This window comes from Enterobacter cloacae complex sp. HYC003_NIDB, from assembly GCF_056673375.1.
In genome coordinates, this window is sequence record NZ_CP114220.1 from 3,251,271 (window position 1) to 3,267,874 (window position 16,604).

The 16,604-nt window shown below is 56.5% G+C and carries 17 protein-coding genes; 8 read left to right on the forward strand and 9 right to left on the reverse strand.

Translation table 11 applies throughout. The features are described 5' to 3' along the window. Positions 1 to 140: 140 nt before the first annotated feature. The 4 genes from potF to nfsA form a co-directional block, all read right to left on the reverse strand. Positions 141 to 1,253, reverse strand: a complete 1,113-nt coding sequence (gene potF / locus O1722_RS15540) for a spermidine/putrescine ABC transporter substrate-binding protein PotF (RefSeq protein WP_015571013.1) — start codon at positions 1,251 to 1,253, stop codon at positions 141 to 143. A 350-nt stretch (positions 1,254 to 1,603) separates the two neighbouring features. Beyond that, a complete protein-coding gene (locus O1722_RS15545; RefSeq protein WP_100151223.1) occupies positions 1,604 to 2,080 on the reverse strand; it encodes a YbjN domain-containing protein in 477 nt (158 codons plus the stop codon). A 63-nt stretch (positions 2,081 to 2,143) separates the two neighbouring features. Beyond that, entirely contained in the window at positions 2,144 to 3,046 is a 903-nt protein-coding gene (gene rimK / locus O1722_RS15550) for a 30S ribosomal protein S6--L-glutamate ligase (RefSeq protein ID WP_017384877.1), read from the reverse strand. Between the two features lie 64 nt (positions 3,047 to 3,110). Further along, a complete protein-coding gene (gene nfsA / locus O1722_RS15555; RefSeq protein WP_015571015.1) occupies positions 3,111 to 3,833 on the reverse strand; it encodes a nitroreductase NfsA in 723 nt (240 codons plus the stop codon). A gap of 185 nt (positions 3,834 to 4,018) precedes the next feature. On the opposite strand from nfsA, the gene O1722_RS15560 reads away from it, so the two are divergent. Further along, positions 4,019 to 4,288, forward strand: a complete 270-nt coding sequence (locus tag O1722_RS15560) for a GrxA family glutaredoxin (RefSeq protein WP_006809455.1) — start codon at positions 4,019 to 4,021, stop codon at positions 4,286 to 4,288. 30 nt (positions 4,289 to 4,318) lie between these two features. Here O1722_RS15560 and O1722_RS15565 read toward each other — a convergent pair whose 3' ends face one another. Next, complete coding sequence (locus O1722_RS15565) at positions 4,319 to 4,693, reverse strand: inner membrane protein YbjM (protein ID WP_017384878.1); 375 nt, start codon at positions 4,691 to 4,693, stop codon at positions 4,319 to 4,321. A 274-nt stretch (positions 4,694 to 4,967) separates the two neighbouring features. Between O1722_RS15565 and O1722_RS15570 the strand changes: the two genes are divergently transcribed. Then, positions 4,968 to 6,653: an aspartate:alanine antiporter gene (locus O1722_RS15570; protein WP_026080732.1), complete on the forward strand. Its 1,686-nt coding sequence runs from the start codon at positions 4,968 to 4,970 to the stop codon at positions 6,651 to 6,653. A 288-nt stretch (positions 6,654 to 6,941) separates the two neighbouring features. Here O1722_RS15570 and O1722_RS15575 read toward each other — a convergent pair whose 3' ends face one another. Next, on the reverse strand, positions 6,942 to 7,499 hold the full coding sequence (locus tag O1722_RS15575) for a TetR/AcrR family transcriptional regulator (protein WP_032647831.1): 558 nt from the start codon (positions 7,497 to 7,499) through the stop codon (positions 6,942 to 6,944). A gap of 82 nt (positions 7,500 to 7,581) precedes the next feature. On the opposite strand from O1722_RS15575, the gene O1722_RS15580 reads away from it, so the two are divergent. Both O1722_RS15580 and O1722_RS15585 read left to right on the forward strand, forming a co-directional pair. Continuing rightward, entirely contained in the window at positions 7,582 to 8,796 is a 1,215-nt protein-coding gene (locus O1722_RS15580; RefSeq protein WP_033486336.1) for an MFS transporter, read from the forward strand. Then, entirely contained in the window at positions 8,786 to 9,598 is an 813-nt protein-coding gene (locus O1722_RS15585; RefSeq protein ID WP_022650681.1) for a Cof-type HAD-IIB family hydrolase, read from the forward strand. Before O1722_RS15580 ends, O1722_RS15585 begins: the two co-directional genes overlap by 11 nt. A gap of 89 nt (positions 9,599 to 9,687) precedes the next feature. Here the strand turns inward: O1722_RS15585 and O1722_RS15590 are convergent, their stop codons facing one another. Continuing rightward, positions 9,688 to 10,920 carry an MFS transporter gene (locus O1722_RS15590; protein WP_017693739.1) on the reverse strand — a complete coding sequence of 411 codons (1,233 nt, stop codon included), beginning with the start codon at positions 10,918 to 10,920 and terminating at the stop codon, positions 9,688 to 9,690. Positions 10,921 to 11,087: 167 nt separating this feature from the next. Between O1722_RS15590 and O1722_RS15595 the strand changes: the two genes are divergently transcribed. From O1722_RS15595 to deoR, 3 genes are all read left to right on the forward strand, one after another. After that, positions 11,088 to 11,816, forward strand: coding sequence for a phosphatase PAP2 family protein (locus O1722_RS15595; RefSeq protein ID WP_023303358.1), 729 nt, complete (start codon positions 11,088 to 11,090; stop codon positions 11,814 to 11,816). A 7-nt stretch (positions 11,817 to 11,823) separates the two neighbouring features. Then, a complete protein-coding gene (gene ybjG, locus O1722_RS15600) occupies positions 11,824 to 12,432 on the forward strand; it encodes an undecaprenyl-diphosphate phosphatase (RefSeq protein ID WP_015571025.1) in 609 nt (202 codons plus the stop codon). 67 nt (positions 12,433 to 12,499) lie between these two features. After that, entirely contained in the window at positions 12,500 to 13,258 is a 759-nt protein-coding gene (gene deoR / locus O1722_RS15605) for a DNA-binding transcriptional repressor DeoR (protein ID WP_017384886.1), read from the forward strand. Between the two features lie 86 nt (positions 13,259 to 13,344). Here deoR and dacC read toward each other — a convergent pair whose 3' ends face one another. Further along, complete coding sequence (gene dacC / locus O1722_RS15610; RefSeq protein WP_058686662.1) at positions 13,345 to 14,550, reverse strand: serine-type D-Ala-D-Ala carboxypeptidase; 1,206 nt, start codon at positions 14,548 to 14,550, stop codon at positions 13,345 to 13,347. Positions 14,551 to 14,793: 243 nt separating this feature from the next. Between dacC and O1722_RS15615 the strand changes: the two genes are divergently transcribed. Beyond that, positions 14,794 to 15,420 (forward strand): glutathione S-transferase family protein, encoded by a 627-nt coding sequence (locus O1722_RS15615; protein WP_017384888.1) that lies wholly within the window; start codon positions 14,794 to 14,796, stop codon positions 15,418 to 15,420. Here the strand turns inward: O1722_RS15615 and O1722_RS15620 are convergent, their stop codons facing one another. Next, entirely contained in the window at positions 15,421 to 16,539 is a 1,119-nt protein-coding gene (locus O1722_RS15620; protein ID WP_033486337.1) for a PQQ-dependent sugar dehydrogenase, read from the reverse strand. Between the last annotated feature and the right edge of the window lie 65 nt (positions 16,540 to 16,604).

Sequence of the window (16,604 nt, forward strand, 5' to 3'; positions counted from 1 at the left end):
GTGTTCTCCGGCATAGATCAACACTGGTGCAAACGCACCGTCAGGGTGCGCATCGCCGGGCGGCGCTAACGCTTGCCCGGCCTACGGGATCTGTCGGCCCGGTAAGCGACAGCGCCACCGGGCAACGATATCAAACGCCGTTACTTACCGCTTTTCACCTTGGTCCACGCGCGGGTACGCACACGGTCAATTTTCGGTTCCTGCACTTTCAGGGTGAAGAGCTTGGCAAACACATCGGCTGGCGGATAGATCGCCGGATTATTGCGGATTTCTTCGCTCACCAGCGGCACGGAGGCCTTGTTACCGTTGGCGTAGTAGACATGGTCGCTGATGTGGGCAATCACCTCCGGACGCATCAGGTAGTTGAGGAATTGATACGCTTCCTCTTTATTTTTCGCATCAGCCGGCATCGCGAAGACGTCGAAGAACGCCAGCGCCCCCTCCTTCGGAATGAAGTAGGAAACATTTACGCCGTTTTTGGCCTCTTTCGCGCGGTTCGCCGCCTGCCAGACATCGCCCGCCCAGCCGATGGCCACGCAGATATCCCCGTTAGCCAGGTCGTTGATGTACTGAGAGGAGTGGAAGTAGCGAATATTCGGACGCAGCTTCAGGAGCAGGTCGGTTGCCGGACCGGTGTAGTCGTCGGCCTTGCTGCTGTTAGGATCTTTGCCGAGATAGTTAAGCACGGTGGCGAAAATCTCTTCCGGCGCATCGAGGAAAGAGACGCCGCAGCTTTTCAGCTTCTCGAGGTTTTCCGGCTTCAGCACCACGTCCCAGCTGTCCAGCTTGACGTCCGGGCCCAGCGCCGCTTTGACTTTATCCACGTTATAGCCAATACCGGTGGTCGCCCACAGGTAAGGCATCGCGTATTTATTCTCAGGATCGTGCTTCGCCACCAGCTTCAGCACGTCCGGATCGAGGTTTTTCCAGTTCGGTAATTTGCTCTTGTCCAGCGGCTGGAAGACACCGGCGGTCAGCTGACGCTCCAGGAAGCTTGCCGACGGCACCACCAGATCGAAACCGGTGCTGCCCGCCATCAGTTTGCCTTCCAGCACTTCGTTGGAATCGAATACGTCGTAGACAACCTTAATGCCGGTCTCTTTTTCAAAATTCGCGACGGTGTCCGGCGCAATATAGTCAGACCAGTTATAGACGTGCAGCGTTTTTTGTTCCGCAGCGAGCGTGCCGGCAGAGACGGCCATCAGAGCACCCGCAACCAGACCCGATAACCATTTTTTATTCAAGGCGATCATATTGTTATTCCTTCTGAAAGTTCGTTAACAAACGAACCAAAACTGTGCAGCCTGAAGATATGCAATAATCATGCATAGTTTGTCGCTCTGCCCGAAATAAAATACCCCCCTCATTCCGGCAGGTTCCGCTCGCTTTTTTAAGCACCGCAAGAATAACTGTAGCCCGTGTCTCCGGCTATAGCCCAGACGAAAAAACGCCTTTTATCAATTTTTTATGCAGATTATGTCTACGTGATAAGCCGAAACGGCCGCAGAGGAGGTGAAAAACTCTTTAAAGAAAGGTTAAAAGCAGCAGAAAAAACGGTGTTATGCAGCCGCTCTGGCAGCGACTGCGCAAAAGTCAGACAGGCTTAGTGGAGAAAATTGGGAGATGCATCATTATTCTCGGCGTCATCTTCCGCGCTATACAGCAGGTGATGTGCGTTGGCTTCCATCATTACCATGGAAATTTGCTCTTCGCTCAGGCGCATAAACCAGGCGAACTGCTTGAAGGAGAGCCCCGCGCCGGAGAATAAAGACTGGCAAACCACCAGCTTTGGCAGATTATCATCCTGTATGCCGAGAAACACTTTCACCGTCAAAGAACTGGCGTTGATCGCTGACAGATCAGAGGCCAGCGCCAGCAGCGCTGAAGGCTTTACTTCGGCCAGCGCGGAGAAAAGGATCACGTCGTTGATCAGATCGATTTTGGCATCGAAAATGCCGTCGAAATTTTGCATGTGAGGCAGATGCAGCGCCTGGCAGGAGTCGCATTCGAAGAAAGTAATACCGGCATCATCGAGCCATTGACGTAACGTATCCAGTGTAGGTACGACCTGTAAATCCATCGCTGTGCAGCCTCTTAAATAAAAACGTTGTCCAGATTACGCAAAAAGTGCGCGCCGATCCATTTAACCGCCCGTTTTCAGGCAAAATCCCGGCGTCGCATGGCGTTCAATCCATGCGATCATTTTACCTGCAATATCGACGCCTGTGGTTTTTTCCACCCCTTCCAGCCCCGGCGAGGCGTTGACTTCCATCACCAGCGGCCCGCGCCCGGCACGCAGCAGATCGACCCCCGCCACGTCCAGGCCCAGCGTCTGCGCTGCTTTCACCGCAATCTCGCGCTCGCGCTCGCTAATAAGGGCCACCCGCGCGATACCGCCGCGGTGTAGGTTAGAGCGGAAGTCGCCCTCTTTCGCCTGCCGCTCTATGGCGGCCACCACTTCATCGCCCACTACAAAGCAGCGGATGTCGCACCCGTTGGCCTCTTTAATATACTCCTGCACCAGAATATGGGCATTCAGACCGCGAAACGCGTCGATCACGCTTTCCGCCGCCTGACGCGTCTCCGCCAGTACCACCCCAATACCCTGCGTACCTTCCACCAGCTTAATAACCAGCGGCGCACCGCCCACCATGTCGATTAAATCGCTGGTGTCGTCCGGGGAGTGGGCAATCCCGGTGACGGGCAGATCGATCCCCTGGCGCGCCAGCAGTTGCAGCGAGCGCAGCTTATCGCGGGCGCGGGAGATCGCCACGGACTCGTTGAGCGGATAGCTTCCCAGCATTTCAAACTGGCGCAGCGCAGCCGTACCGTAATAGGTGATCTGGGAGCCAATGCGGGGAATTACCGCATCAAAATGCGGGAGTTTGCGGCCTTTGTAATGAATCGACGATGCCGCAGGGTCGATGTTCATATAGCAGGACATCGGATCGAGGATCTCAACCTGATGTCCGCGTTTCGCCGCCGCTTCTCGCAGGCGTTTACATGAATAGAGCGTTCCATCCCGGGACAATATGGCAATTTTCACCCTGCACCTCTCTAAAGACATGGTAAAAGCCTGCCTATCATACACGAGGCGCAGGAGGAATGGACTACCGCGTTGCCCAGCCCTGTTTGTGCAGGTAATCGAGAATGAACGGGCGGTTCTCCTTAATGATGGTGCGACGAATATGGTCGCTCCAGGTGTCGCGGCGGTTGTTGCTGTCGCGCGTCAGATAGTAGTTCGCCAGCTCTTCATCGTATTGATGCAGAACGTCCTGGTCGACCGGCTGGTAGTGGTTTTCATGCACCAGCATCGCAGCAGGAATGCGCGGCTTCAGATCCGGGTTATCCGCCGGCCAGCCGAGGCACAGACCAAACAGCGGCAGCACGTGTTTCGGCAGCTTCAGCAGTTCCGTCACGCTTTCGATGTTGTTACGCAGCCCGCCAATATAGACGCCGCCAAGCCCCAGCGATTCCGCCGCCGTGAACGCGTTTTGCGCCATCAGCGCCGTATCCACCACGCCCAGCAGCAGCTGTTCCGCCAGCCCCAGCTCGGCCTCGGGGCAGATTTGCAGATGACGGTTAAAATCGGCGCAGAACACCCAGAACTCAGCCGCCTGGGCAACGTGCTTTTGTCCGCCCGTCAGCGTTACCAGCTGCTCACGCATCGCCGGATCGGTGATGCGGATAATGGAGCTGCACTGCAAAAAGCTGGAGCTGGAGGTGCCTCTTGCGCTGTCGATGATCGCTTCCCGCTGCGCCTGGGTAATCGGCTCATCGGTGAAATGGCGAATGGAACGGTGGGAACGAAGCAGGTCAATGGTTGGCGTCATTTTGTCTCTCTTTGTGTTGCGTAAAACGTATGGCAGCCAGTATAGGCAATGATCCACCTGATGTAATTGGCGAAACATAGCCTGACTGTATCAAAGTGACAGGTGAAACCTTCTTTCCATGACGGCAGGTTATCGTGCACTATAGGCGCCATTCGCCGTCAGGCTTGTTTTTTGAGGAGAGAGAAATGTTTGCAGTAATTTTTGGTCGTCCAGGATGCCCTTACTGTGTACGCGCGAAAGAGCTGGCAGAGAAACTGACTGAAGAACGTGATGATTTCAACTTCCGTTACGTGGATATCCACGCGGAAGGCATCACTAAAGCCGATCTGGAAAAAACCGTGGGTAAACCGGTTGAAACCGTGCCGCAGATCTTCCTCGATCAGAAACACATCGGCGGCTGCACTGATTTTGAGGCCTACGCCAAAGAACACCTGGGCCTGTTTGCGGCTCAGTAATGCGAAGACGCCCTCACCCTGAGGGCGTTTTTATTTACGGTGCTTCCTCTGTTGCAGCAGGCTGCGCGTAAATAAGAAACAGAGCGCGCCCAGCGCACACCAGAAAACGCCACTCAGTAGCCACGCCACTTCCTGCCAGACGCTTCTCGACGAGAGAAACAGCACGCGCATCAGAAGCAGGCAGAGCGGGGCCGCAAGCATTGCCCCAATAAGCGGCATCACCACCTCGCCTTTACGCGAGAGAAAACCGGCGACTACCCCCGGCAGGATGAAGAACAACAGGCCCAGCTCGGGATGACCGGACGCTCTGAAGGCGCCTTTCACGTTAAAAGCGAGCGACATGCAAACGACCGTAAACAGCAAAAAACAGCTGATTACGCCAGCCCAGTTTCGTTTAAAGTTCAAACTATCCTCCTGACTTATCTCTATCAAATACAAAAATCGTCCGGTGGACGCCCAGTCAGATAAAGCAATGCGGCAATCCTTGCCAAAGCACGCACAAAAGTCGTGCGATAATAGGTGGCTGTCGGTAGCTATTACGATTAAACTAACCGACTGCTAGTGTTTAGGGTATTTATCAGGAAGCAGGGAGATGCAAAGTGATTCCCTGACTCTGAAAACAGTAGCCCAAATAGTCCTTTCATTCAACAACTTACTGGTAAACAAGAAGTTAGCCTCCGTGAATATAAACGTCGCAGACTTGTTAAATGGGAATTACATCCTGTTATTATTTGTGGTACTGGCGCTGGGCCTTTGTCTGGGTAAATTACGCCTGGGTTCAGTTCAACTTGGTAATTCCATTGGCGTTTTAGTCGTCTCCCTGTTATTAGGTCAACAACATTTCAGTATTAACACGGACGCGCTTAACTTAGGTTTCATGCTGTTTATTTTTTGCGTAGGCGTGGAAGCCGGTCCGAACTTTTTTTCCATTTTCTTCCGAGACGGCAAAAATTACCTGATGCTGGCGCTGGTGATGGTCGGTAGCGCCCTGCTGATTGCGTTAGGGCTGGGCAAACTGTTTGGCTGGGACATCGGCTTAACGGCCGGTATGCTGGCAGGCTCGATGACCTCCACGCCGGTGCTTGTTGGCGCGGGGGATACGCTTCGTCATTCTGGCATGGCAGGCACGCAGCTTTCCTCCGCGCTAGACAACCTGAGTCTGGGCTATGCCCTGACCTATCTGATTGGTCTGGTGAGCCTGATTGTTGGCGCGCGCTATCTGCCAAAACTTCAGCATCAGGATCTTCAGACCAGCGCCCAGACCATCGCCCGCGAGCGCGGCCTGGACACGGACTCCAAACGTAAAGTTTACCTGCCGGTGATCCGCGCCTACCGCGTCGGGCCGGAGCTGGTTGCCTGGACCGACGGGAAAAACCTGCGCGAGCTGGGGATCTACCGTCAGACCGGCTGCTACATCGAACGTATCCGTCGTAACGGCATTCTGGCAAACCCGGACGGTGACGCGGTGCTCCAGATGGGCGATGACATCGCCCTTGTTGGCTACCCGGACGCCCACGCGCGTCTCGATCCGAGCTTCCGCAACGGGAAAGAGGTGTTTGACCGCGACCTGCTGGACATGCGTATCGTCACCGAAGAGATTGTGGTGAAAAACCACAACGCCGTGGGCCGCCGTCTGGCACAGCTGAAGCTGACCGACCACGGCTGTTTCCTCAACCGCGTGATCCGCAGCCAGATTGAAATGCCTATCGACGATAACGTGGTGCTCAATAAAGGCGATGTGTTGCAGGTCAGCGGCGATGCCCGACGGGTTAAAACCGTTGCCGACCGTATCGGCTTTATCTCGATCCACAGCCAGGTGACGGACCTGTTAGCCTTCTGCGCCTTCTTCATTGTCGGCCTGATGATCGGGATGATAACCTTCCAGTTCAGCAACTTTAGCTTCGGCATTGGTAACGCAGCCGGTCTGCTGTTCGCCGGGATCATGCTGGGCTTCCTGCGAGCGAACCATCCCACCTTCGGCTATATCCCTCAGGGGGCGCTGAACATGGTGAAAGAGTTCGGTCTGATGGTCTTTATGGCGGGTGTCGGATTAAGCGCCGGGAGCGGCATTGGCAACGGCCTGGGCGCGGTCGGCTGGCAAATGTTGGTTTCCGGACTTATCGTCAGCCTGGTACCGGTGGTGATCTGTTTCCTCTTCGGCGCCTACGTGCTGCGCATGAACCGCGCCCTGCTCTTCGGCGCGATGATGGGCGCGCGCACCTGCGCACCGGCGATGGAGATCATCAGCGACACCGCGCGCAGCAATATCCCGGCGCTGGGCTATGCAGGCACGTACGCAATCGCCAACGTGCTGCTGACGCTGGCAGGTACGCTGATCATCATTATCTGGCCTGGACTCGGATAAATCTCAAGTTTGCGTGTGGCGCAAAAAATTTTCGTTACGCGCAGAACTTTTTACGCAGGGTGCAGTCATAACTAGTGCCACTGCTTTTCTTTGATGTCCCCAATTTGTGGAGCCCATCAACCCCGCCGTTTTGGTTCAAGGTTGATGGGTTTTTTGTTGCCTGAAGAAATACAAATTTAAGATTCAGGATTGTAGGCCGTGTAAGGCGAAGCCGGTACCCGGCAAGCAGAGTAGTCGAATCGACTCCAGGCAAAAGTTCTGGGCCGGTAACATCATGGTGCCCTTCTGCTAATCGCGTGGCATCTGCTCACGGGCAATTCGCCCCACCATCACCCGGATCTCCTCCCGAGTTAACGGCGACCGATCGGTCACAAAATGCAGCGTCATCCCCTCGATAAACGCATCCAGCGCGCGGGCGGTGGCCGGATCAAACCACTGCTCCAGCGTAGCCTGGCTCATCTTCATCCAGTCCTGCATCACCGTTTTCAGCGCGGCGCTGCGGTGCATAAACGCGTACAGCTGATACATCAGCGCCATATTGTGTGGCGTGGTCACGGCTGAACTGTGGATCAGCGTGGTAATGGCCTCGCACGCCCTCTCGCGCCCCGTAACCCCCGCGAAGAAATCCCGGTACTGCTGAGACATCTGCTGCGTAAACCACGTGAATGCCTCCTCCAGAAGCGACTCCATCCCGTCGAAATAGTAGGTCATCGACCCCAGCGGCACGCCTGCGCAGGTGGCAATTTTGCGGTGCGTGACGGCATGAATACCGTGCTCAGCAATGGTGTCCAGCGTCGCCTGGAGTATCTTCTCGCGGCGGTTAGGGTCGTTCGGTGGTCTGCTCATAAAATCCTCATCCGGTTTATGTACAAATGTACACAAAGTTGCTAGTGTTGTCGCTATTGTTGTACTTCTGGTGCTGATCCCAATGACGCTAACTTCTCCTCGCAAAGCCCTGCATCTGCGCATGTGGGCGCTGTTTATGTTCTTCTTCATCCCCGGGCTGCTGATGGCTTCCTGGGCAACGCGCACCCCGGCAATCCGCGATACGCTATCCGTTTCGACGGCGGAGATGGGGATCGTGCTGTTTGGCCTGTCGATTGGCTCGATGAGCGGCATTCTCTGCTCGGCCTGGCTGGTGAAACGCTTTGGCACGCGCGCGGTGATCCGCACCACCATGTGCTGCGCCGTGGTGGGAATGCTCGGTCTGAGCGTGGCGCTGTGGTTCGCCTCGCCGCTGATGTTTGCCCTTGGCCTGATGGTGTTTGGCGGCAGCTTTGGTGCGGCGGAAGTGGCCATTAACGTCGAGGGGGCCTCCGTTGAACAGGCGATGAACAAAACGGTGCTGCCGATGATGCATGGCTTTTACAGCCTCGGCACGCTGGCGGGCGCGGGCATAGGGATGGCGCTGACGGCGCTGGGCATTGCGGCCAATGTGCACATTTTACTCGCGGCGCTGGTCTGCATTATCCCGATCCTCACCGGCATCAGGGCTATTCCCGCAGGCACAGGACAAAATGCCTCGGACGAACAGAAGTCTGCGGCAAAAGGGTTGCCCTTCTATCGCGATTTCCAGCTGATGCTGATTGGCGTGGTGGTACTGGCGATGGCGTTTGCTGAAGGCTCCGCCAACGACTGGCTACCGTTGCTGATGGTGGACGGGCACGGATTTAGCCCCACCTCCGGCTCGCTGATTTACGCCGGGTTTACGCTCGGCATGACCGTCGGACGCTTTACCGGGGGCTGGTTTATCGACCGTTACAGCCGCGTGGCTGTCGTCCGTGCCAGCGCCCTGCTGGGTGGGCTGGGCATCGCGATGATTATCTTTGTGGATGTGGACTGGATTGCCGGCGTGTCGGTGATCCTGTGGGGACTGGGCGCCTCCCTTGGCTTCCCGCTGACCATTTCCGCTGCCAGCGATACCGGCCCCGACGCGCCGACGCGCGTGAGCGTCGTGGCGACCACGGGCTACCTCGCTTTCCTGGTGGGCCCGCCGCTGCTTGGATTCCTCGGTGAGCACTACGGGTTACGCAGCGCGATGCTGGTGGTCTTAGGGTTAGTCATTATTGCCGCCCTGGTGGCGCGAGCGGTGGCAAAACCGGAAGCAGAAACAACGTCAATGGAGAAGGGATATGAGCGTTAAACTGATTGCAGTCGACATGGATGGCTCCTTCCTGAGCGATGCGAAAACCTATAACCGCGCGCGTTTTCTGGCGCAGTACGCGCGCATGAAAGCGCAAGGCATCCGTTTTGTGGTCGCCAGCGGAAACCAGTACTACCAGCTGATCTCATTTTTCCCGGAGATCGCCCATGAAATTGCCTTCGTCGCCGAAAACGGCGGCTGGGTGGTGGATGCGGGCGAAGACGTGTTTAACGGCGAACTGTCGAAAGAGCATTTTCTGACCGTCGCCACCCTGTTAAACGACGTGCCCGGCATTGAGATAATTGCCTGCGGAAAAAACAGCGCCTACACGCTGAAAACGTATAACGACCTCTTCAAAGAGATTGCTGCGAAATACTATCACCGCCTTGAAAGCGTCAGCAGCTTTGACAACCTCAACGATATTTTCTTCAAATTCGGGCTAAACGTCTCTGACGACGAAATTCCGCGCATTCAGGCGCTGCTGCATGAGAAGCTTGGCGACATCATGGTGCCGGTGACCACGGGACACGGTAGTATCGACCTGATTATCCCCGGCGTACACAAAGCTAACGGCCTGCGGATCCTGCAAGCGCGCTGGGGCATTGAGGACAGTGAAGTGGTGGCCTTTGGCGACAGCGGTAACGACGTGGAGATGTTGCGCCAGGCTGGGTTTGGCTTCGCGATGGCCAATGCCAGACCACACATTAAGGCGGTGGCCCGCTATGAAGCACCGAACAATAATGACGAAGGGGTGCTGGACGTAATTGATAGGGTGCTGGACGGGGAGGCGCCGTTTAATTGATTCCGTGCGCTCTGGTGCCCTCATCCTACCCTCCCCCACAGGGAGAGGGGACTGTCCCGAGCTCGCCCACGGGGGAGAGGGAATAAGGATTACGGTTGCAGGGCGTTTCCGACGCGTTTGTCTTTCAGGAATACCACCATCAGGGCAATCCACAGCACGCCGTTGGCGAGGTTAAACAGGCTGAACAGTCCGTTACCGCCGAAAGCATAGGCATGCTTGCTCACCTCAATACCGACGGTGAAAATCAGCATTTGCAGCATCCCCATCGCGGCAGACACCGTGCCTTTACTCATTTCACTGGCGAACAGCGTCAGGCGCACCAGGCCGGCATTCGCCACGCCAATACCAAACGCATAAACGCTCAGCCCCGCCGTCATCCACAGGTACGCATGGGACGAGACTACGGTCGCCACCGCCGCGATAATCAGCCCTGCCGCTATGGGCCAGCCACCCATAATAATCAGCGAACGCACGGTACGTCGCGACGTCAGACGCGCCAGCACCAGGTTACCGATAATCAGCGCGCCAAAAATCGGCACCTGTAACAGGCCATACTCATAGCTGCTAAGCTGTTCGCCGCTGATGATAATGACCGGCGACTGGGCAATCCACGCCAGCAGCGGCAGGCTGACAAAGCCCGTCGCCAGCGCGCCCGCGACAAAACGACCGTTTTTCAGCACCGCCTTATAGTCACGCCCCAGCTCTTTAAGCGAGAGCTTTTCGCCCAGGCGGGTGGCGGTCTCCGGCATCGCACGGTGCAGCCCAAAGAAAGAGATGGCCGCAAGCGCGGCAAAGAGGACGAACATCCCTTCCCACGGCGCAACGTGGACCCATGCGGCTCCCACCAGCGGCCCCAGAAGCGGCGCAATCAGCGCCACGTTCGCCATCAGCGCGGTTATTTTGATACATACCGCCTCCTCAAACGACTCCTGAATAGCGGCGTAGCCCACGGCGCCAATAAAGCACAGGCTCACGCCCTGAAGGAAACGCAGCAGCGTGAATTGCTCAATGTTCTGCGCCAGCAGCGTGGCGAGACAGGTGACGATAAACCACACCACGCCCGTCAGCATCACCGGGCGGCGGCCAATACGATCCGACAGCGGCCCTAAAAGCCACTGTAAAAACATGCCGCCCGCCAGATAGGCGGTCATGGATGTAGGTACCCACTCAATACCTGCGTTGTACTGCTCAACCACAGCCAGCATGCCTGGCTGGATCATGTCGTTGCCGATGTAGGTAGAGAATTCGTAAAGCACTAGGCACAGAGGAAAAAGTAACGCCTGACGACCCAGACGATTACCGGAAGAAGAACGGTTTATCATGCAATCTCTTTAGTATGAAAAAATCGCGATGAGTGTAATGAATTGCCGCTGTCTGAGATAGCATAATCACGTGAAAACACAGAAATAAGGCACTTATCGTTATTGTTTAAGGTTTCCTTAAGTTGCCCTCCCTATGATAGTGCTATTTCACGTTATTGACCGAAACTATGACACACGCCGTCAGCCCTTCAGAATTATCTAAGTTACCGACAAATAAGACAAAAAGCCTTTACCGTTTGCCTGCCCGCTTTTATGGTTATCAGCTTTTCGGGCTGATCGTCCTTGCGCTGCTTTTTACCTGGCTTTCGCGCGATGAATCGCTTGACCGATGGATAACCGGCTTCTGGTATGACGCGGCGACGCACCATTTCCCGCTACAGCAAAACCCGCTGCTGGATCTGCTGAACCATCGGCTGGCGAAATATGTGACCATTGCGCTGGCTGCCGCATCGCTGATTTACGGCGCTTACAAACGCAATGCCCGGCTGGTGACGGCCGCGCTTCTGATGGGGCTGGGGGCGCTGGTAGTTGGGGTGCTGAAAAGCATAAGCCACCACAGCTGTCCGTGGGATCTGGTGGAGTATGGCGGCAAAGCCGTCTCGTATCCCCTGTTCAGCGCCGTTCCGGCAGACAGCGGACCGGGACGCTGCTTTCCCGGCGGCCACGCCTCAAGCGGGTTTATGGTGATGGGGTTGTTTTTTGCCTTCTGGCGTGAACGTCCGCGCCTGGCCTGGTCCTTTGTCGCGTTAGGCGTTGTTATGGGGCTGCTGATGGGATTCGGGCAGGTCATGCGCGGCGCGCATTTTTTCTCTCACAACCTGTGGGCCGGGTGGTGGGTCTGGTTTTCCCAGGTGCTGGTTTACGGGCTGGTTTCCACCTGGTTTGCTAAAGAGTAACGAGATTATGTTAGAAAATCTGAACTACGAACTGTTTTACCTGCTCAACGCCACGCCAGCATCACCGGAATGGATGATCGATCTCGCCACCTTCATTGCGAAAGATGTGATCAGCATTGTACCGGCGCTGGCGGTGATCCTCTGGTTATGGGGACCTCGTACACAGGTCACCGCCCAGCGCCATCTGGTGATCAAAATGGCGATGGCGATCGGCGTGAGCGTGCTGGCAAGCTACGTGCTGGGCCACGCCTTCCCGCACGATCGTCCGTTTGTCGATCGCGTCGGCTACAACTTCCTGCACCATGCGCCGGATGACTCGTTCCCGAGCGATCACGGCACGGTGATCTTCACCTTTGCGCTGGCCTTCCTGTTCTGGCATCGCCTGTGGTCCGGCATGGTGCTGATGGGCGTGGCGGTCGCCATCGCCTGGTCCCGCGTCTACCTGGGCGTACATTGGCCGCTGGATATGGTCGGCGGTTTCCTGGTGGGGCTGATGGGCTGCGTCAGCGCAGCCATCCTGTGGAGCCTCTTTGGTCCGGCGCTTTATCGTGGATTATCACAGGCCTATCGCGTTCTGTTTGCCCTTCCGATCCGCAAAGGCTGGATACGTGACTAACCCCGGTCCGTCAGGTTACACTTGAGCCCCCGCCCTGCGGGGGCTCACTTTTTTAGCCCGAGGATCTATGGAAACACGTCGCGATGACCGCATTGCTCAGCTACTTCAGGCGCTGAAGCGCAGCGATAAGCTGCATCTTAAGGAAGCCGCTACCCTGCTTGGCGTGTCTGAAATGACCATTCGTCGCGATCTGAACAGCGACAGCGCCCCCGTTGTGCTGCTTGGCGGGTATATTGTTCTGGAGCCGCGTAGCGCCAGCCATTATCTGTTAAGCGATCAAAAAACACGCCTGGTGGAAGAGAAGCGCAAAGCCGCGCGGCTCGCCGCCTCGCTGGTGCAGCCGCATCAAACGCTGTTTTTTGACTGCGGTACGACAACCCCGTGGATCATCGAGGCCATCGACAGCACCGTTCCCTTTACCGCCGTCTGTTATTCGCTAAACACCTTCCTGGCCTTGCAGGAGAAACCGGCGTGCCGGGTGATTTTGTGCGGCGGCGAGTTTCATGCCAGCAACGCCATCTTCAAACCGCTGAATATTCAGGACACGCTGAGCAATGTATGTCCGGATATCGCCTTTTACTCTGCGGCGGGTGTGAATGTGAAACAGGGGGCAACCTGTTTTAATCTTGAAGAGTTACCGGTGAAACAGTGGGCGCTCAACGCCGCACAGCAGCATGTGCTGGTGGTTGATCACAGTAAATTTGGCAAGGTTCGTCCGGCAAGGATGGGGGAACTGTCGCGCTTTGACGCCATCGTCAGTGATTGCCGCCCGGATGACGAGCTGGTGTCGTATGCAAAGGCGCAGCAGGTGAAGTTGATGTATTGAGGTTGTGCCGGGTGGCGGCTTCGCCTTACCCGGCCTACAACGGCTCAAACGAAGGCCGGGTAAGCGCAGCGCCACCCGGCAAAAACCTAGCTGAACCAGCTGCCAAACCAGCCGTGGAACTTCATTAACACAAAGTCCCACATCCGGCTGAAGAAGCCGCCCTCTTCCACCGCTTCCATCACCACCAGCGGACGCTGCTCAATGGATTTGCCGTTAAGCTGGAAATCTATCGTCCCGACCACCTGGCCTTTTTTCAACGGCGCGGTCAGCTGTGGCTCGGTCAGGGTATAGCTGGCTTTCAGGTTTTTCAGCTGACCGCGTGGAATGGTGACAGAACCCGCTTCACCTGCCCCCAGGTTCACTTCGCTTTTATCCCCAAACCAGACGCGCTGGCTGACGAAGGTGGCGTCCGGCTTAATCGGCGTGACGGTTTCAAAGAAGCGGAAACCCCAGGTCAGCAGTTTTTCGGATTCATTAAAACGAATGCGGTCGGTTTTCGTCCCCAGCACCACCGAGATCAGGCGCATGTCGCCCTGCGTCGCGGAGGCCACCAGGTTGTATCCGGCCCCGGCGGTCGTCCCCGTTTTCATGCCGTCCACGTTAACGTTACTGCTCCAGAGCAGACGATTACGGTTAGGCTGGCGGATATTGTTGAAGGTAAACTCTTTCTCTTTATGGATGGCGTACTCATCCGGCACGTCATGGATCAGCGCTTTGCCCAGCAGCGCCATATCGCGCGCGGTACTGAACTGACCGGGCGCATCCAGGCCGTGAACGGTTTTAAAGATGGTGTTGGTCAGACCCAGTTTTTGCGCGTAGCCATTCATCAACCCAATGAATGAGTCCTGACTGCCTGCGACGTAATCGGCCAGCGCAATACAGGCATCATTTCCCGACTGAATAATGACCCCTTTATTCAGATCGGAAACGGAGACCTGATCGCCGGGCTTCAGGAACATGACGGACGAGCCGCGCAGCGCCGGGTTACCCGTCGCCCAGGCATCTTTGCCGACGGTGACCATGTCATCCAGCTTGATCTTGCCCGCTTTCAACGCCTGACCGACCACATAGCTGGTCATAATTTTCGTCAGGCTCGCCGGGTCGAGTTTTTCGTCGGCGTTACCTTCCGCCAGCACTTTCCCGCTGGCGTAATCCATCAGGATCCAGGCGCGCGCATCGACAGGCGGCGCTTCGGGCGCCGTCTGTTCCGCCGCATGGAGCGTTGGGGCAAAAAGGAAAAGCAGCGCCGAGCCTGCCGCCAGGCTGCGCAGAGAAGAAGTTTTTTGCGTCATAAATGCCACCCGAGTGTCCATTCTAAAAATCACGTCACAATCACCGTGTCGCAAGAAGCGATGAGTAATAGCGCACTACAGCGTTCAAAGAAACCTGTTCCAGGTAAAGTTTTTAAAGTTTATGCAATAACATTCAGATACGCTTTGATTGCGGCGTTTTTTTTAGCATCTGTTGCGTAATTGTTAGGTTTATCTCACCATGGCGAAAAGCTGACTCGGATTCACATCTCATCGGGAGTAAATATGATTACGCTGTGGGGCAGGAACAATTCGACTAACGTGAAGAAAGTGCTCTGGACGCTGGAGGAGCTGGATTTACCGTTCAACCAAATCATGGCTGGCATGGCGTTCGGGGTGAATAAAGACGCCGACTATCTGGCGATGAACCCAAACGGACTGGTGCCGTTGCTGCGCGATGACGAGACAGACGCCACGCTGTGGGAGTCCAACACCATCGTGCGTTATCTCGCCGCGCAGTACGGCCAGGGTCGGCTGTGGGTTGAAAATCCAGCCCGCCGCGCGCAGGGCGAAAAATGGATGGACTGGGCAAACCAGACGCTTTCCCCCACGCACCGGGTGATCCTGATGGGGCTTGTCCGCACGCCGGAAGCCGAACGTGATTATCCCGCCATTCATGCCGCCCAGGACGCCTGCGAATCCCTGTTCGCGATGATGGACGACGAACTGGCGAAGCACGCCTGGTTCTCCGGCGACACCTTCGGCGTGGGCGATATCGCCGTCGCCCCCTTCGTCTGGAACCTCACTAACATGGGTCTTAGCTGGAGCCCGCGCCCTCACCTGGAGCGCTGGATCCAACAGCTTAGCGAGCGCCCGGCGTATCGCAACGTGGTGATGATCCCGGTGACCTGATTACGACCTGGACGGGCTGACTTTCAGCAGTTGCCCGTCCGTCTCGTCAGTCAGCACGTACAGATAGCCATCCGGCCCGACGCGCACATCGCGAATACGCTGATCTTTATCGCCCAGAATGCGTCCGTCCTCCGTCACGCTATTGCCCTTCACGCTCAGCACGATCACGTCTTTCTCCTTCAGCGCGCCGATAAACAGCTTGTTTTTCCACTGCGGGAAGACGTCGCTGTTGTAGAACGCCATGCCGCTGACGGCGGGCGATACTTTCCAGACAAACAGCGGCTTTTCGGTGCCCTCAACGTGCTCGCCTTTCGCTTCCGGGATTTTCAGGCCGCTGTAATTAATCCCGTGCGTCGCCAGGGGCCAGCCGTAGTTTTTGCCCTTCTCAGGAATGTTAATCTCATCCCCACCGCGTGGTCCGTGTTCGTTGAGCCACAGCGTGTCGCTCCACGGATTCATCGCCATCCCCTGCGGGTTGCGAATGCCATAGGACCAGATTTCCGGGCGCGCACCGGCGGTGTTCACAAACGGATTATCCGGCGGCACTTTTCCGTCCTCCGTCAGGCGCACCACCTTGCCCTGAAGCTTGTCCAGCTCCTGCGCCGTCGGGCGCTGGTTGTTTTCACCCAGGCCAATAAAGAGATAGCCTTTGCCGTCGAACACCAGCCGTCCGCCAAAGTGGTTGCCGGTAGAGAGCTTCGGCATCTGTCGGAACACCACCTGGAAGCCCTCAATGCGCGAAAGGTCATCGCTCAACCGCCCGTAGCCCACGGCGGTACCCGCTTTGCCATCATTACCTGCCTCGGCGAAGCTGAGCCAGACCCGCTGTGACTGTGCAAAATCCGGGGCCAGCGCGACGTCCAGCAGTCCGCCCTGGCCGCTCGCCCACACTTTCGGCACGCCGACAATCGGATCGGAGAGCCCTTTTCCTGCCTGCCAGTGCTTAAGCTGCCCGTCTTTGAGCGTGATGAGCAGCCCCTTGTTATCTGGCAGAAACGCCAGCGACCAGGGGTGATCCAGTTTTGTCTGTAGCACGTCGACCTTAACCGTCTCAGGTGCTGCAAGCAGTGAAAGCGGGAATAACAAGACTGGAAGGAAAATCAGCGAGGATTGAGGCATAACGCACTCCTTTATCGACATATGGCTTAAAGATTAGCCACTGTTCTCGGGTGCGTTACCACTTT

What these genes read in the sequence shown, in the direction of transcription:
- potF (WP_015571013.1), bottom strand. Translation starts at nt 1,253, where the DNA reads ATGATCGCCTTGAATAAAAAATGGTTATCGGGTCTGGTTGCGGGTGCT.
- O1722_RS15545 (WP_100151223.1), bottom strand. Translation starts at nt 2,080, where the DNA reads ATGGATTTACAGGTCGTACCTACACTGGATACGTTACGTCAATGGCTC.
- nfsA (WP_015571015.1), bottom strand. Translation starts at nt 3,833, where the DNA reads ATGACGCCAACCATTGACCTGCTTCGTTCCCACCGTTCCATTCGCCAT.
- O1722_RS15560 (WP_006809455.1), top strand. Translation starts at nt 4,019, where the DNA reads ATGTTTGCAGTAATTTTTGGTCGTCCAGGATGCCCTTACTGTGTACGC.
- O1722_RS15575 (WP_032647831.1), bottom strand. Translation starts at nt 7,499, where the DNA reads ATGAGCAGACCACCGAACGACCCTAACCGCCGCGAGAAGATACTCCAG.
- O1722_RS15580 (WP_033486336.1), top strand. Translation starts at nt 7,582, where the DNA reads ATGACGCTAACTTCTCCTCGCAAAGCCCTGCATCTGCGCATGTGGGCG.
- O1722_RS15585 (WP_022650681.1), top strand. Translation starts at nt 8,786, where the DNA reads ATGAGCGTTAAACTGATTGCAGTCGACATGGATGGCTCCTTCCTGAGC.
- O1722_RS15590 (WP_017693739.1), bottom strand. Translation starts at nt 10,920, where the DNA reads ATGATAAACCGTTCTTCTTCCGGTAATCGTCTGGGTCGTCAGGCGTTA.
- O1722_RS15595 (WP_023303358.1), top strand. Translation starts at nt 11,088, where the DNA reads ATGACACACGCCGTCAGCCCTTCAGAATTATCTAAGTTACCGACAAAT.
- ybjG (WP_015571025.1), top strand. Translation starts at nt 11,824, where the DNA reads ATGTTAGAAAATCTGAACTACGAACTGTTTTACCTGCTCAACGCCACG.
- deoR (WP_017384886.1), top strand. Translation starts at nt 12,500, where the DNA reads ATGGAAACACGTCGCGATGACCGCATTGCTCAGCTACTTCAGGCGCTG.
- dacC (WP_058686662.1), bottom strand. Translation starts at nt 14,550, where the DNA reads ATGACGCAAAAAACTTCTTCTCTGCGCAGCCTGGCGGCAGGCTCGGCG.
- O1722_RS15615 (WP_017384888.1), top strand. Translation starts at nt 14,794, where the DNA reads ATGATTACGCTGTGGGGCAGGAACAATTCGACTAACGTGAAGAAAGTG.
- O1722_RS15620 (WP_033486337.1), bottom strand. Translation starts at nt 16,539, where the DNA reads ATGCCTCAATCCTCGCTGATTTTCCTTCCAGTCTTGTTATTCCCGCTT.